This is a genomic window from Gilliamella apicola (assembly GCF_003202655.1).
In the GTDB taxonomy this organism is placed as follows: domain Bacteria; phylum Pseudomonadota; class Gammaproteobacteria; order Enterobacterales; family Orbaceae; genus Gilliamella; species Gilliamella apicola_R.
In genome coordinates, this window is sequence record NZ_QGLR01000012.1 from 225,149 (window position 1) to 241,294 (window position 16,146).

The following is a 16,146-nucleotide window of genomic DNA, read 5'->3' on the forward strand; positions in this document are numbered from 1 at the left end:
GGCGGAATGATCAGTCAAGCTTGATTTTATCGATAGTTGCTTAATTTTCTTCCTTTTTAGGATTTGAAATTGTCATCAAATCAGGAGCATTTCCTATAGCAAAACGTTCTGGACGGTACATAGATTCAACATAAGGATAAGGAATCATATAATTACCAGTAGTGACCGCTCTAACTAAATAAACAATACGGGTATAATATTTATTACGTCCCATATAATTTTTAAGGTTAACCGCTGCAACATATCTATCGTCTCTATATTCCTGATATATAATATCACTGATATCTTGGCCTTTTATTAAATGAGCAATGCCAGGAATTGATGATAAATTCACACTGCTGTTAGAGAGGTTTTGATTTTCAAGTTCTAAACCTGCAGGTAAAAAATCAACAATCAACGCATCACGAACAGACTGTTGAGCTGATACATCTAACACTACGACCATCATTGAACCAACTTCTAAAGTTTCTGGTGATATGCTATTACCCTGCAAATCATAATAAGTTCGACTGATATTAAAGAAACCATCAGTAGAGGTTGGTGCCGGTGGTGTTTTAGAATAACCATTAACAGTAAACTTAATATAAAGCGGGGCTTTTGATTCAGAATTATGCAACGATAATCCTTGCGCTAATCCAGCATAATCATAAGAACGTGATAACACTGAATCAACTTCAGTAATTTCACCATTTATTGACACGTCAAATTTATTATCACCCTTGTGCTGTTCTATTGACCAACCAGCAATAAACAAGGAATTTAGCTCTTGCGTTGAGAGATAGTTTTTATCATTTAATAAATTTGATAATCTAACTAAATAGTTTGCTTGAGTATTCTGAGCCATATTATTCTCTATCAATAAAGAGAGAATTAATGCTTCATCACGTATAACACTACCATAGTTACCGAGCCAGTCATCTTTGTACTTATATGAAGTGTTAAATACCATTGGCAATAATTTTTCATAAGTAGTTTGATAACCAATCAGTTTCGCGGTTACCGCTAATTGGGCAATAGGTAACGGTGAATAGAGAGATGATTTATTCTGAGTAATCTTATCTGTCAAATAATATATCTCATTACGCATTGCTGAAGTAATTTTATTTTGTTTACTCAGCACCATTAAAGCATAAGCTTTAGTTGACAATTTATTAAACTCAAGGACATTTGAATCACCGTAGTAATTAAGATTATTAAATGCAGAGTTATCATAAATATACTGACCTAAACGCGTCATTGCTGAATCAAGCGCTTTATCACTAACTTGGTAGCCCCGTTCCTTAGCTTGCAATAAAAAGTCTGTTGCATAAACCGTTAGCCAATGCTCCTCTTCACTATCGCTATTCCATAAACCAAAGCTACCGTTACTACGTTGCATGGTTAAGATACGTGAGATACCTTTTTGAACTTTTTTACGACGCTCATTATCCGAATCAGTTTTAATACCTAACTTTGCAAGTTGCTCACTATTAGCATATAACGATGGGAATAAACCACTCGTTGTTTGTTCGAGACAACCATAAGGATATGCATATAACTGTTTGATATACTGAGCTATATTTAATGGTGGTTGATTAGAGATAACCAATTGGCCTTCAATAGTGTTTTCAATTAATCCGACCAATGCTTGATCTGGTAATTGCCAACTTTTATTTGGATTTAATGCTACTACATAAGATTTTGTTGTTCCAGCATATGCTGGTCTTACGCCAATTGACCATGAACGTTGCAAGTTAACATTTGTGTTTTCATCAAGCAAAATTCCTTTGACATCAATTGCTATTGTACCAGTACCAAAGCCATAATCAGCTACTACTGGAATTTGAACAATATCTTTTTGTTTACTATCAAGTTTGACAGATAGCGTTTTTATCTCATTTTGAGTTAACAAACCACTAGTAGATACAGCAATTTGCATATTTTGCGTATTATCAGTCAAATTTTGCAGTTCTAACGCTAATACTGCGCTATCACCACCTGACAAGAATCGTGGAGTTATTAATTCAGCTACAACCGGGGCTGCAACTTTCATTTTTTTCTCAGCTTTACCAAAACGATTATCATCCCAGGCCTGTGCCATTATACGTAGTTCACCATTGAAATCAGGTAAGGATAAATTAATTACTCCTTCACCTTGATCATTTAATTCAATAGTTTTTAGTTGTTGTGCCACAATCTTAACTTCATTTGACGGTTTTTTACCGCCGGTACCCATCGCATCACCACCGAAGCTCATGTTAACATTACGACCGATCCCTTCAATTAATTTGCCATAAACATCATAGATATCGACATCATAACGTTTACGCCCTAAGAATTCGGCATAAGGATCTGGCGTAACATAATCGGTGATATTTAACACACCTGAATCAACAGCTGAAATCAATACAGTAACTTTTTTATTTTGTTGGATAGATTGCTTATCCATTTTAATTTTAATTGGTACCACACTTTCAGGTTCTACTTGTACAGGTGTATCAATTGACACTTTTAATTGACGGTTAGTCGTATCAATCGGTAAATGAAGTAAACCAATTGCTCGTTTCACGGTTTGCACTGAAGCATCGGTCGATGGGCGAACAATCATGGCGTTGATGTAGATATCATGTCGACCCCAATTTTCAATCGGAACTTCGACATCTAAACCTTCTTCGCCAATCGTTATTGCTTTTTTCCAGATAGTACCATCATTGGTTTCAAGTGAAATATAACCAGACCCAGCAACAGGTGCTTGAACATTAACTTTAGCGACATCACCAGGATTATAAGATGGTTTATCAATACTCAACTTAACTTGATCTGGGCGTACGGATTTGGTGCCACGAGTATTATCTTCCCAATCATAACCAGACCAGAAGCGAAAACTGCTCACAACATTGTTTTTAGGATCAACAATTTCCACACGGTAAGAACCATAATCCATTGGTTGATAAGTTATTTTTGTGGTACTTCCCCTTTCAATAGATAACTGTTCTTCAGAAATCAAAAATTCCTTAGTGGTGTAATTTTCACGCCAGCCATCTTCGTCTGACCATACCCAATAGTAATTATTACGCTCACGAATTATTCTAGCTTTTAGTGAATTAGTCGCTAGTTTTTCACCATTAGTATTGACATAAGCAATTTCGAACTCTGCATTACTATTTATATCTACAGTAGGACGTTGATAATAGTTATCACTATTCCAATCATAGTATGGTGAATCGCCAAATAATGCACGGATTGCTGGCATTTTTTCTGCTGGCCAAATAGTTTGGGTTGCGTAACGGGTAACTGGTCTTCCACCTGAATCTAGCAAACTAGCTTGTAAAACTACTTTCATAGGGGAACGTGTTCCTGACCAGTAATCTTTATCAACATTAATGTGAGTTAAACCATCGTTGTCCAACTTCAAATTTAAAGAATCAAGTTCACGATATGGATTATTATCCGTAACTGCACCAATTTTAAACTCATCTAGTCCAGATACAGTATCCACTTTCTTTAAATAAATGTTGGCATCTAAGCTATTACCTGATGCTGGTGCGCCATACAAATACCAACCTTTAATCTCAAAGGAAACATCCTCATCATTTTGAACTGGGACATCCGATGAACTGTTAATTTCCATCGCCATGCGTTCTGGTAAAAATTCTTCAACTTTGAATTGCCAATAGCGATAGTTATCATCGCCTAAATTAAAACGAATTGACCACATACCGGTCGGTGCATCACTAGGAATAACAAACTCTTGTTGATATAAACCATTGGTATTAGCGCTGCTTTTTAATTGGTAAGATTTAACAACTCGACCACTATTAGAAATCACATCAGCTAAAATAGGTTGATCCGGTAATGGTTGACCATCGGCATCACGTAAAAGAGCATTAAAATAGACAGTTTCTTTTGGGCGATAGAGATCACGTGGACCGAAAACAAATAGTTGTTTTTGATAGAAAGGTTTACCAGATAAATTGAAATCCGTTAAATTAAGTGCATTTCGATCAATAGTGACAAAAGACGTTTGTTTGCCATCGGTAGCTGTTAATATGTTATATGTAAAGCCTTTAGGTTTGTCAAATTCAGCATAACCATCTTGATCGGTGGTTGCTGAAACATTGCTACATTTTTTGTTACTATCATTGATCTGACAGAGTAGTGATAAATTGATATTATCAAGTGGTTTACCATCATCTAAGGCATGTGCCATTACCACCAATTTACCATTTTTATAACCATGTAACGAAACGCCAATATTACTAATGGAAAATAGTGTCGCTGGATTGGTTTCATTATAAGCGCCAACTTCATTGATTACCGCGATATAAACGCCTTCTTGGTTAAGTTCAGAAATATTAGCAAGATTAACTATAATGGTTTCTTGAGCATTAGGTTTAGGATTAAGATCAAATTTTGATGAGTAAACTAAATCGGCATATTTTCTCATCTCTTGTGAGCGCCAAGTTGATAACATGTTAATAAAACCATAATTATCAATAAAACTAGATAATTGTTCCGGTTTAATTTTGAAAAAATTGATATCAACTTTATTAACATTTAAAGTGGTGATAGGTAATCCACTCATCGACTTACTTGGCAATAAAAATCCAGTGCTTGCAAAACCAACTGTTGGTTGGCGATCTTGAGTGGTTATTTCGGTTTGATAAACCGTTGGTAAATGGCTATCGTTGATGGCTGATACCATTTTATCTATCGTTAATGTCAATTTACGGTTTGGTTGGAGATAACGTAGTCTTAATTCTGTTCCATTTTCTGACAATTCCCACGCACCATCAACCACACCAGTTTCTTTATCAACCAATTTCAATAAATTTGAAAAATTCAATTTAGGATTGATAGGCACTGAAAAAGTCACGACTAAAGTACTTGAACCATCCAGAATAACTTCTGAACTATCAATTACCTTTAGATCTTTACCTTTATATTTTTCAATTAATTCAGGAGTAGGATTAAAAGCATTATTAATTGGTAAGGTTGTCACCGTGTCTTGCGTAGTCGTATCTTCGGTGTTAGTCGTAGTTACCTCGCTTTTAGCCGTAGTTACTTCGCTTTTGGTGGTAGTTACTTCACTTTTATTGATATTTTCCGAATCAGTAGTTTTCTTTTTTTGATCATCACAAGCGCATAACGTCAAAAACAAACTTAACATACATAAAGGTTTTATGAATTTCATTCTTTCACCCAATCCTTGCAATTTCTAATTCTAATGAATCTATTTGTTATTATTTTTAATAATATGCATTATCACACAAACTTTAGCAAAAATCTTCAATGAAATTGATAATTTATTCTGTGATAGACAAATCTTTTGATACGATTGAAAAAATTGAGGAACAAAATATTAAAGGGGGGAATACTGACATTTAGCACTTATCAGGAATCAGATAAGCGCTAAATGATGATTCTTGCAGCAATTATTAATTGCTAACCGATTAATTTACTGCGATTTTATAATTAATTTTTTTAAGATAAAATTCAGAATAATGCCATATAATGGTAAAAAGAATAGACCGCAGATGATAATTTTAAAACTATAATCGATAGTGGCGATTTCGACCCAATGCGTAGCCATAAACTCATCATTTGTTTTATAAAAGGCGATCGCAAAAAAGACGATGGTATCAATACCATTACCTAATATTGCCGATGCTGAAGGCGCTACCCACCATGCTCTATTTTTACGTAAATAATTAAACACGGTAATATCCATCAATTGACCTACTAAGTAAGCGGCAAAACTCGCTAAAGCAATGCGAAAAACAAAGCTATTAAACACGGCTAACGCGGAAAATCCCATCCAGTGGCTTTCAAAAAACAGTACTGAGATAGAATAAGAAAATAGTAAAGCGGGAATCATCACCACAAAAATAATCTTTCTCGCTAAACTCGCGCCAAAGACCCGAATAGTTAAATCAGTAGTCAAAAAGATAAATGGAAAGGTAAACGCTCCCCACGTGGTATGGAAACCAAAAATATCAAAAGGGATTTGTACCAGATAATTGCTTGAAGCAATAACCAAAATATGAAAAAACGAAAGCCAACCAAGGGCTTTCATTTGTTGTGCGTGAGTAAATTGGCTAGTTTGTTCTGAATTAGTGTTCAGATACATAAATTTTTCCTTTTTTAATGGGGTAAGTGAACCCAGTGTTACAATTAATTTGAATGATTAAGGTATTCGTTTAAACCTTTTTCGCGAAGAATACAGCTAGGACATTGGCCACATCCACCATCTACACCATAATAACAAGTATGCGTATGCTTTCGGACATAAGCCAAATAGCCAAGTTTATCAGCCATTTCCCATGTTTGAGCTTTGGTTAGATACATCAGTGGCGTGATTAGATTAAAGTTGTAATCCATAGCCAGATTCATCGATACATTCATTGATTTGATAAAGATATCTCGACAATCAGGATAGCCACTAAAATCCGTTTCACAGACACCAATAATAATATTAGGTATACCTTGTTGCTTGGCATAACAACCTGCTAGAAGTAAGAACAGCATATTACGACCGTCAACAAAAGTATTCGGGTAATCCCCATCTTTGGCTGCTTTGATTTCTTGCGAGTCATCAATCAAAGCATTATTAGTGGTCTGTTTAATCACCGAAGTATCGATCACCGTTTGTTTAACGCCAAGATCTTCAGCAATCCATTTAGCTTTTTCAAGTTCAATAACATGCCGTTGCCCATATTGAAAGCTAATGGTTTCCACATTTTCGCGTCCATAATCAGCAATGGCTTGCAGTAAACAGGTGGTAGAGTCTTGCCCACCAGAAAATATCACTAGTGCTTTACGATTTTGCATGTTTCTTTATTCCAATTTAACTATTTCGTAATACTGTTGCGTTGAAGAGATTAACGATTATCAATTTTTTCAGGATAAAGATCGTGATTAGCTAAACGATTCATCGCTATTTGCTGCCAATTGGTGCCAGCTTTACCATAATTGGCATATGGATCGATTGAGATCCCACCGCGTGGCGTGAATTTGCCCCACACTTCTATATATTTAGGATCCATTAACTTAATTAGATCTTTCATAATGATGTTGATGCAATCTTCATGATAATCACCATGATTACGGAAACTGAATAGATATAGCTTAAGTGATTTACTTTCTACCATTTTTATATTTGGCACATACGAAATATAAATAGTAGCAAAATCGGGTTGGCCAGTAATTGGACAAAGACTGGTAAATTCCGGACAGTTGAATTTGACAAAATAATCATTGCCGGGATGTTTATTATCGAATGTTTCTAAAATTTCTGGACAATAGTCAGTTGGATAGCGAACGGATTGATCGCCAAGTAGTGTTAGGTTACTCATAATTTTCCTTAGTTTTTTAGCGTGGGAGGTTCACGAACCACGTAATAAGGCGCACACCTTACTCTTTTTAGGGCTAAAAGTCTAGAATATTGATTAAAAACGCGCTAGTTTAAGTGTTTATTGGTAGCGCAATGCTAGAATTAATTTATTAAAAAAATCGCGCATTTTAACTAAAAATGACATGTTTAATTTAATTCTATACCGAAAACGACGTTACCTTATTTTCCGTAACATTGACATGCAATGCTCTACCCTGATCATCAAAAAAACAATATTCATCACCAATATACGAACACGACACCTTGGTCGATGCATTCCACTCAATTGTCATGCATATTTTCTTATTAAAAGGATAAAAGAGATGAATATCATAACCCGATTCATCTATTCTTTGAATGATAAGTGCCATAAGTTCCATAAGTCGACCGGTTGAGTAGATAAGTAGGTTATCGAATTGTTTTTGGACTATTTTTAATGGAAATTCGGAGCAATAACGAATGTCACTAAATCTAAATCGCAACTGCTGATTGAATCGATTATATTCCATTTTCATTATGTCAGAATCATGAGAGATAAATATTTTATTATTTTCTTCATTTATATCAATTCGTTTTATTAAACAATGTTCCGGCAAACTATAACAAAAAGCTTCATATTTATTTTCATTACTGAGCGTCAAAATAGTTTTGTAATTAATATTCATGGCTATTTGTTTGACACTATTCGGGGAAAAATCCACACGCCAAACCACAGATAACTTATCACTTATATCAATAATTTCTAAACAATTATCTTTAATAATAGTCCAATTGATGCCATCAAACTCCCAGCAACATAAATCAAATTTGATCACCCCAAGATCGACGATGCTACCGGTACTCAAATCAAGTTTATGAATACGATAATAATTATCTCGTTTAATCAATGCTAAAACCTGTAATCGGTTTGCAGATACTACAAAGCTATCAGCAACTATCATAAAATGGGCTAGTTGCTTACCTTGCTTATTAACTTGAATAATGCCTAGTTCACCTAATGCTAATAAAAAGTTATTATTGGTTAACGGTATCATAGCAAAAATTGCTTTCTGCCCCTTATCGGGACAATGATATCGTATAACATTACTCGTCTCTAATAACGATTTTTGTTTAACACGGTTTAAACTTGATAACGGCAGATCCACCTGCAACGCTTTATCTTGAGTTAGTTTAATTAATGCTGCTATATCAGATTTAGTAAATTTATTAGGATAAGTGATCGCATCAACAAGAATATGATTGATCATTATCTGCAACAAACCGCGCAATTTATCAATATATATTTGTTGTTCTAGAATTTCATAAGCTATTTCCAGTCTTGTTTGATAATAACTAACATTAGTTTTGATTTCCATTAAGCATTCTTCAAGTTTATTAATGGAATCTGGCATTAGAATAAAGCGTTTTACGATCGCTTTGGCATTAAATTTATCAACGTTACAAAGCCACTGTTCAGCTAGATAGCGATATTCTGTTAGTGGCCAAATAGCTTCAATCGCTGCTAACCACTCTGCTTTTTCCGCTAAGGTTTTTGCCCACTCTACTCTTAACTTATTTGCAATTTCACGTTGCTCTTTTTCAAGCATTATAATCGCACTAGCAAATGCATGATCTCGTCTTGCTATCATTATTGCTGTATGCCAATCATTAGCTAAACAGCATAGTTTAACTATCCACGCAGTATTTGCATTCCTAGCAATAGCTAACTCCATAGCCTGTTTGTACATTTTATGCTGTTCTAGACATTCTATTCCTTCTTTTAAATTATTGAGTAATTCAACTAAAACATAAACCGCTGCTTCAATTTTTTTTTGTTGGATTAACTTAGTAGCACTTTGTCGATATAACTGTTGCAAATAGTTTTTCAATTGTTGGTCAAGATTAATAGCGAGCGAATTTCCATAAACCGATTCATTTAATGACAATTTTTCACGCGGCTTGGGTACACCAAATGATTGTCCTATTGGAGGTTGATCACCATTGATCGGAATAGCATAACGCAAAGCATCCATCAAATCACCCTTCTCAAGTTTTTTAATCATTGTGTCAATATATTTACCTTGTCGAAAAGCAACTAAATGGCTCAATTTCGAAACTAAGGCAAATAATGTTGCGTAATGACGCCACTGACTTAATACCGATTTTTTTCGATTAGCACGCGATGGTAGCGTTGAGTAATTAAGGTTAGGAGTTGCTTGTAAATCACCCGCTTTAATATTATAAGAAAAATTTTTTGCTACAATGTTGGGAGGAAAATTAGCTTGTTTAACCTTAGATGGGAGATTGTATAGAAATTTTATAATTTTTATACCTAGCAAAATAGTCACGACATAAAATGAGGTCAAAAGGATAAAAGAGCAAATTTTAGATAAATTTTGACTAAGTCGTGTTTCAAGTGAAAATAATTTAAAATTAAAATAAATCAATATTGCCATCAGCAAGATTAATAGAATAAAAATGGGTAAGATCAAATTCCTTTTTGTTATTGATGGTTCTTGATGGTATTTATTATATTGTTTATCTTTTTCCTGTTGAATACCATTATGTTGGCTATTAACGAACGCCAACATTCGCCGATTAGGGCGAGGTATTTTTCCTGCCAATATTTGTTCGATGGATTTACTCTCTTCAATATCTTCAGATAACTCATCATAAACAATATTAATATTATAACTGTCCGTCTCGCTTAATTGATATTCTGTTAGATCAATCCAATCGGCAGGATCGATATTATCCGCATCTTCATAACGATAACAATTGATATCGTTCCCCATTACAATAACCAAATCATAATTCATGATTTCAGCATCTGGTTTTTTTACAAATTGTGTTGAGGTGAGGATTCCATTTTCTAAAACTAATGGCCAACCATCTAAATTATTACAATTGAGCGTTTTTGGGGTTGCAAACTTGAGTAAGTCACCTTGTTCAAATCGATAAATTGAACATCCTATAAACCACGATTTTATCAACAAACCTCGACGCTGCTCACGATCAAACCATTGCTTAGGAAACCATATTCCAAATACCTTTTGTACGCCTTTCAGCGTTGGATAGCCAATAAAATAGGTGTTATTGTTCATTGTGTAAATCATCTTGATATAATTTTAATCTTATTGATCGCGTCAAAAAGGAATACAAAATTAATTCACCGATATCAGTGATAATTGTGAAGCATTGAGCTAATGAGTTATAACTATAATTGACAATTTTATTTGATGAACTCAAACAGATATCAATGTTATTATTGAGATAATCAAATGTTGCCACTTGTTTTTTATCATGATTGATTATTAGAAAATTAATTTTATCTTCATGATAATCATGAAAAAGCCCAAAAACCTGCCAGTTTAAAGGCGTTTTTACTTCAACATAACTATTTTCATTATCAAATACTTGCCATTGTTGCTCGAATCCAATGGCTAGTCGACCAAAACCTGTCAACCATAAGTTTTCGGCGGAAATGAAATACTGTAGATTATCATGAATTGATTTTATTTTTAAACAATATGGTAAATGATACAAATGATCACTTTCTATCCAAAACTGATCTTGATTATGATAAATATAACATGCATGTCTATCACTTAATTTAAACAATGCAATAACGTTTTGAGCAATTTTCTCAACTTGTTTAATTTCCTCGCTATTTTTTGGTACGCAAAATATTGAATAAAGTACTTTTTGATCGTCAATATATAAAATATTCGTTACATCATATCCATACATCGATTGTCTAGATATCGATAAAAAATGAGACAAAGTGTGGTTTGTATTGATTTGAATAGCTTCAGATAGCGCTTTTCGTGGACCTTTAGTTCCCCATAAAAAAATTTTTTGATCTTCTTGATATAAAGCGAATATGTATTTACCTTGAATATCAATTGCCAATACCTTAGACTTTAACTTCAATTGATAAAATTTGATACGGCATTTCTGTCTCTGAGATAAGGCATCACTAATTCCAATAAAATGAATATTATTGTTTTCATTGTTAAACATTAAAACATAATCTCCATTTTTTGAAATTTTAGGTTTGAAGTTAATATTTATAGGTTCAATGAATTGTTGATTAATTACACCGTAATTACTACCTGACTCGAATTGTCCCGACAATAATTTTGCGCAAATAACTTGGTTAGGTAATGTGAGTTCAAAACGCTTTGCTACTTTATTACTCACTATATTAACTGCTATTTTACTAAAGTGATTAATCAATCTGCTAATTGATACTTTATGAGTTGCAAAATCACTTTGTGAAATGTTATTACCAATTAACCAACATTCATCATAAAAAAATTCAGATTCTTGTAAATAATTATGCCAATAATCTAATTGGTTATCATCAATACATGTAATTGTACGGCTATTCAATAACAGCTTTAGATCCTCAATACCTGAAAACAATTTTAATTTTGATCTTGATTGTATGATACCCCAATAAAATTGACTCTTGTGTTGCTGAGCTCGGATATCGAATAATATCATCAAAATCAGATGGGCAAGACGCGGAACACCTAATTGTAATAATCCACAATCAAACAAAGCGATAATCACACCATTCGCTTTTGATTTTTCATATATTGGCGTTACGAAAAGATGCTCATTACTAACTGCACGACGGATAAACTCATCTGGCTCTTCTTCCCCTATTAACCATTCTGTCGTCAATAAGTGTTGGTAATCTCCTCGATTGCGAATGTCACCTGAACCTGATGATAACATCTGGTCACACCATTTACTTTCCTTGACAGGACCAAGAGAATTGCTTAATTGCCAAAGCAAATCAGCAATAACGGGTTGTAAGTCTTCATCAAACCATGATAACCAAGACTGCCAAGTTTTAATCGGTTTGGTTAATTGATTATATGGCATATTCAAGAAACTCTTTGGTTAATGGCCAACTAACACCTAAAGGAATAACCATTTTAGGATGATCCCATAATAGTACATGTTTATGGGTAAATTTATTCGCGATAGCATTAGCTAAAAGCAAGGTTGAAATTGAGGGTTTAGCATGACACGGTAACCAAAGTTGGGGAGCTTGACTGTCAACCATTGCATACTGTACTCCATCTACCCACGGTAATTGAGATTCAGGACCAATGATGATTATAAAATCTTCACCTTTCACAAATTTAAATTTTTGTAAATCGTATTTATCTTGATTTTTCAAAAGATAGATTAGTAAACGTGGCACTGTTTCATACCATGCAACTACAGCAACAGGGATTACTGACTCAGTATTGAGTTGCCAATGCCAGTTGATCAAACTTTTGTTGTTCATATTACGCTATCAATTTAATTAATTGTGTTCTTAACTGGTTTAATTCATCAGGTATAGTTTCAGTGGTGTAATTGGCATCAATTTCACGTAACACGCTTTCTACCTGAATATCGCCTTGATTTAGGCAACGCCTAGCCAGTTCAACCAACCTTTGCAAACGGCCGTTAGGTTGTTGCGACGCCAATTCAGTAGCGTAAAACAGTTGAGAATTATTTGATAGTGTAAAAAATTCCTTTAAGATCTCTTGACCACGCTGTTGCATATCTTTGGTAGGTAAAACGTAAAATAAAGGCCATATGTCTTGTTTTTGAGCTTCAAGGCGACCATTTACTAAAGCGGCTGCTGCAATAAGTTTTAATGTTTTTACCACTCGTCTATCAGTTAAAACAATGCCACTTTGTCTGAGTAAACGGATTGCATCAGCAAAAAAAGGAATAATGTGATCTAATTTAACATTTTTTAAATGTTCGCTCATTTCTGAAAGTTCATTTAATGAAAGAACTGAATCAACATGGGTAAACTCAGCTTGCCAACCACCGACTAACAGGTCTTCAATAAAACTATCAGCAATTGGTTCAATAAAAAGACGGATTAAAAAACGATCGGCGAAAGCCGCTAAACCTTCGTCTTCTGGAAGCGAATTTGATGCTCCAATACAAATTTTCAATGGACAGTCTATTTGCGTATGTCCACGTCTAAATTTTCGTTCATTTAATATACCTAGCAAGGTATTTAAAATTGCAGTTGAACCTAAAAAAACTTCATCTAAAAATGCGATTTCAGCTTCCGGTAACATCCCTTGGGTATCGGTCTCAACGCTCCCTTCTCGAAGTTTTTTAAGGTTCACCGTTCCAAACAATTCTGATGGTTCGGTAAAACGACCTAAAAGATATTCAAAATAATTACCATCCATGATTCTAGCCATACGCCTAACTACAGCACTTTTAGCTGTACCTGGTGGCCCGATAACTAATAAATGTTCTTTGGCGATAGCTGCGAGTATGATAAGTTCAGCAAGTTGCTGACGACCAATAAAACCTTGGGTAGCAACTTTAATACATTCGCGAATTTTAGTGATGTTTTCCATTATATTTCTTTATATTTCTTTATATTTATATATAAATTATAGACTTATTATTTTAGTAATCAATTATCTTAAAGAATTGTAACTCTTTTATAAAGAGAAATATTTTACAATCTATAAAAAATCTATAAAAAAGGTCTCATGCAGATTTGAAATTTATCTACATGAGACCATCATTAATTTGAAAAATTTAATCTTATTATGGTTAATAATCGATAACTATCTAATAAGATAAGAACAAAAATCTCAATTATTTAGCTTTAAGTTTGTTATAATAATCAGCTAAATTATTTTTGGCTTCAGTTAACTCTTTTTCTGCATCATTAAGTTTCGATTTTAAAGCATCAATTTTATCTTGATTGGCATTGAGTTTATCTTTTGCATACTCTTTGGTTTTTTCAACTAATTCTTTAGTTTTGTCAGTGACATTTTGAGTTTTTTCAACCACTATTCTTTTGTATTTTTCTTCTAATGTTTCATCTTTACAGTTGGTATTAACTTCTTGAAGAGCTTTTTCAAGACCGGTTACTTCATTGGTATTATTGGCAGTTTTAGCTTGATTAATTTTGGTTTGGATTGCTTGCTTTTTAGCGTCGCAAGTTAACCCTCGGTATTCATCATTGCTTGTTGCATAACTGTTGACAGAAAACGCAGTAACTAAAGTGATAATGCTTAACTTACTTAATAACCTTATTGCTGATTTCATATTGATTCCCCTAAGTTTATTTTCTTAATTGAACACAATCTACTTTATGGTCTTTACCTTTGGTTAGAATTAAACTTGCTCGTTCCCGTGTTGGCAGGATGTTTTCGATTAAATTTAATTCATTAATTTCTCGCCAAAGGCGGTTAGCAATATTCACGGCTTCTTGTTCAGGAAGCTTAGAATAGTGGTTAAAGTAAGAGTTAGGATCACTAAATGCCCCAGCTCTAAATTTTAAAAATCGATTCACATACCAGTCATGTAGTAGTGGTAATTGCGCATCGACATAGATAGAAAAATCGACATAATCCGAAACAAATACCCGATTGTTAGCTTGAGCATAATTTATGGAGCCTTGTAAAACATTTAATCCCTCAAGGATTAAAATATCTGGACTATCGATAGTGATTTGTTCGTCTTCAACGATATCGTAAACTAAATGTGAATAAACCGGTGCTTTAACTTCCGACTGCCCTGATTTTACATCAGCAACAAAATTAATCAATTTTTTGATATCATAAGATTGAGGAAATCCTTTCTTATTCATGATACCACGTTCTTCAAGATAACGATTGGGATATAAAAAACCGTCGGTCGTCACTAACGCAACTTTGCGATGTTCTGGCCAACGAGTTAATAATGCTTGTAAGACACGGGCTGTAGTGCTTTTTCCTACAGCAACACTACCAGCAATACCGATAACATAAGGTATTTTTTGGCTTTTACCTAGAAATTTTGATAAGACTGCCTGACGGCTAAAACAGTTATTAATATAATAATTGAGTAATCGAGATAAAGGCAAGTAAATTTCACTTACTTCATCCATTGATAAGTCTTCATTAATTCCTTGTAGTGAAGTTAGCTCCTCGGCTGTTAAAGTCATCGGTACCGCATTACGCAAGCCTGCCCACTCTTGTCGGGTAAATTGCATATAAGGGCTCAAATGATTTTTCATGTTTTATTCTCTATTGCTCAGTAATTAAAAATTATTTGGCTCAGATTATACTAAATCTATTTTTTTACAATCATAAATTCGCATTAACTTCTGCTCATAGCTATATTAACCACTTACTGGTAAAATAGATTTAATGCATTAATAACCAGATATCAAATTGAGATTGTATGTTAAAAAATAAATCGAAACTAAAACCTAAAAAAACCCGTCAAGAGATTAATGAAGAGTCACGCGAACTCAAGCGCAAACGTAAACATAAAGGTTTACCTAGTGGTTCTCGTTTTAATGGACCAGATAACAATCAAAATAAAAAATCTACCAATACAATTAAAGATCCACGAATTGGCAGCAAAAAACCAATTTCATTGCTACAAACCAATGATTCATCAATAAAAAACAAAGTTAATCAACCACAAAAAACTAAATTAACACCGCAACAAGAGTTAGAACAACTTGAAAATGATACTAAACTAGATCATTTACTTGATTTGGTTGAGCAAGGCAAAACATTAACTGATGATCAACAATCTTATCTCGATAATAAACTAGATCGCATTGATCAACTGATGAAACAGTTAGGTATTGAAGATGATGATTTTGAAGATGATGAGGAGTTAGACGAGCCTAAAGAAGATATCGTCGGCCTACTTAAGCGTAAGTAAGTTAATTTGATTCAATATCAATGCCAAATTAATAATTTTATACAAATCACCATAAAGAGCCATCTATCATGCCAATATTTATT

11 protein-coding genes and 1 riboswitch are annotated in these 16,146 nt (G+C 33.8%); of the genes, 1 reads left to right on the forward strand and 10 read right to left on the reverse strand.

Features of this window, described 5'->3' with window-relative positions; genetic code table 11:
* Positions 1 to 40: 40 nt before the first annotated feature.
* The 10 genes from DKK70_RS10880 to coaA form a co-directional block, all read right to left on the reverse strand.
* On the reverse strand, positions 41 to 5,173 hold the full coding sequence (locus tag DKK70_RS10880) for an alpha-2-macroglobulin family protein (protein WP_110434014.1): 5,133 nt from the start codon (positions 5,171 to 5,173) through the stop codon (positions 41 to 43).
* A gap of 264 nt (positions 5,174 to 5,437) precedes the next feature.
* Positions 5,438 to 6,109 carry a 7-cyano-7-deazaguanine/7-aminomethyl-7-deazaguanine transporter gene (locus DKK70_RS10885; protein ID WP_110434015.1) on the reverse strand — a complete coding sequence of 224 codons (672 nt, stop codon included), beginning with the start codon at positions 6,107 to 6,109 and terminating at the stop codon, positions 5,438 to 5,440.
* Between the two features lie 44 nt (positions 6,110 to 6,153).
* Entirely contained in the window at positions 6,154 to 6,810 is a 657-nt protein-coding gene (gene queC, locus DKK70_RS10890; protein WP_110434016.1) for a 7-cyano-7-deazaguanine synthase QueC, read from the reverse strand.
* A 50-nt stretch (positions 6,811 to 6,860) separates the two neighbouring features.
* Positions 6,861 to 7,334, reverse strand: coding sequence for a preQ(1) synthase (gene queF / locus DKK70_RS10895; protein WP_110423807.1), 474 nt, complete (start codon positions 7,332 to 7,334; stop codon positions 6,861 to 6,863).
* A gap of 2 nt (positions 7,335 to 7,336) precedes the next feature.
* A riboswitch (PreQ1 riboswitch) is annotated at positions 7,337 to 7,381 on the reverse strand.
* Between the two features lie 149 nt (positions 7,382 to 7,530).
* Positions 7,531 to 10,455, reverse strand: coding sequence for a bpX6 domain-containing protein (locus DKK70_RS10900; RefSeq protein ID WP_110434017.1), 2,925 nt, complete (start codon positions 10,453 to 10,455; stop codon positions 7,531 to 7,533).
* Positions 10,445 to 12,247 carry a hypothetical protein gene (locus DKK70_RS10905; RefSeq protein ID WP_110434018.1) on the reverse strand — a complete coding sequence of 601 codons (1,803 nt, stop codon included), beginning with the start codon at positions 12,245 to 12,247 and terminating at the stop codon, positions 10,445 to 10,447. Before DKK70_RS10905 ends, DKK70_RS10900 begins: the two co-directional genes overlap by 11 nt.
* Entirely contained in the window at positions 12,237 to 12,659 is a 423-nt protein-coding gene (locus DKK70_RS10910; protein ID WP_110434019.1) for a bpX5 domain-containing protein, read from the reverse strand. The genes DKK70_RS10905 and DKK70_RS10910 overlap by 11 nt, the downstream gene beginning before the upstream one ends.
* A gap of 1 nt (position 12,660) precedes the next feature.
* On the reverse strand, positions 12,661 to 13,746 hold the full coding sequence (locus tag DKK70_RS10915) for an AAA family ATPase (RefSeq protein ID WP_110434020.1): 1,086 nt from the start codon (positions 13,744 to 13,746) through the stop codon (positions 12,661 to 12,663).
* A 247-nt stretch (positions 13,747 to 13,993) separates the two neighbouring features.
* Positions 13,994 to 14,449 carry a DUF1090 domain-containing protein gene (locus tag DKK70_RS10920; RefSeq protein ID WP_110434021.1) on the reverse strand — a complete coding sequence of 152 codons (456 nt, stop codon included), beginning with the start codon at positions 14,447 to 14,449 and terminating at the stop codon, positions 13,994 to 13,996.
* A gap of 16 nt (positions 14,450 to 14,465) precedes the next feature.
* On the reverse strand, positions 14,466 to 15,401 hold the full coding sequence (gene coaA / locus DKK70_RS10925; RefSeq protein WP_034884000.1) for a type I pantothenate kinase: 936 nt from the start codon (positions 15,399 to 15,401) through the stop codon (positions 14,466 to 14,468).
* Between the two features lie 167 nt (positions 15,402 to 15,568).
* On the opposite strand from coaA, the gene yihI reads away from it, so the two are divergent.
* Positions 15,569 to 16,063, forward strand: coding sequence for a Der GTPase-activating protein YihI (gene yihI / locus DKK70_RS10930; protein WP_110434022.1), 495 nt, complete (start codon positions 15,569 to 15,571; stop codon positions 16,061 to 16,063).
* Positions 16,064 to 16,146 lie beyond the last annotated feature (83 nt).

Excerpts from the sequence above, each read along its gene's own strand:
- DKK70_RS10880 (WP_110434014.1), bottom strand. The coding sequence starts at position 5,173 with ATGAAATTCATAAAACCTTTATGTATGTTAAGTTTGTTTTTGACGTTA.
- DKK70_RS10885 (WP_110434015.1), bottom strand. The coding sequence starts at position 6,109 with ATGTATCTGAACACTAATTCAGAACAAACTAGCCAATTTACTCACGCA.
- queC (WP_110434016.1), bottom strand. The coding sequence starts at position 6,810 with ATGCAAAATCGTAAAGCACTAGTGATATTTTCTGGTGGGCAAGACTCT.
- queF (WP_110423807.1), bottom strand. The coding sequence starts at position 7,334 with ATGAGTAACCTAACACTACTTGGCGATCAATCCGTTCGCTATCCAACT.
- DKK70_RS10900 (WP_110434017.1), bottom strand. The coding sequence starts at position 10,455 with ATGAACAATAACACCTATTTTATTGGCTATCCAACGCTGAAAGGCGTA.
- DKK70_RS10905 (WP_110434018.1), bottom strand. The coding sequence starts at position 12,247 with ATGCCATATAATCAATTAACCAAACCGATTAAAACTTGGCAGTCTTGG.
- DKK70_RS10910 (WP_110434019.1), bottom strand. The coding sequence starts at position 12,659 with ATGAACAACAAAAGTTTGATCAACTGGCATTGGCAACTCAATACTGAG.
- DKK70_RS10915 (WP_110434020.1), bottom strand. The coding sequence starts at position 13,746 with ATGGAAAACATCACTAAAATTCGCGAATGTATTAAAGTTGCTACCCAA.
- DKK70_RS10920 (WP_110434021.1), bottom strand. The coding sequence starts at position 14,449 with ATGAAATCAGCAATAAGGTTATTAAGTAAGTTAAGCATTATCACTTTA.
- coaA (WP_034884000.1), bottom strand. The coding sequence starts at position 15,401 with ATGAAAAATCATTTGAGCCCTTATATGCAATTTACCCGACAAGAGTGG.
- yihI (WP_110434022.1), top strand. The coding sequence starts at position 15,569 with ATGTTAAAAAATAAATCGAAACTAAAACCTAAAAAAACCCGTCAAGAG.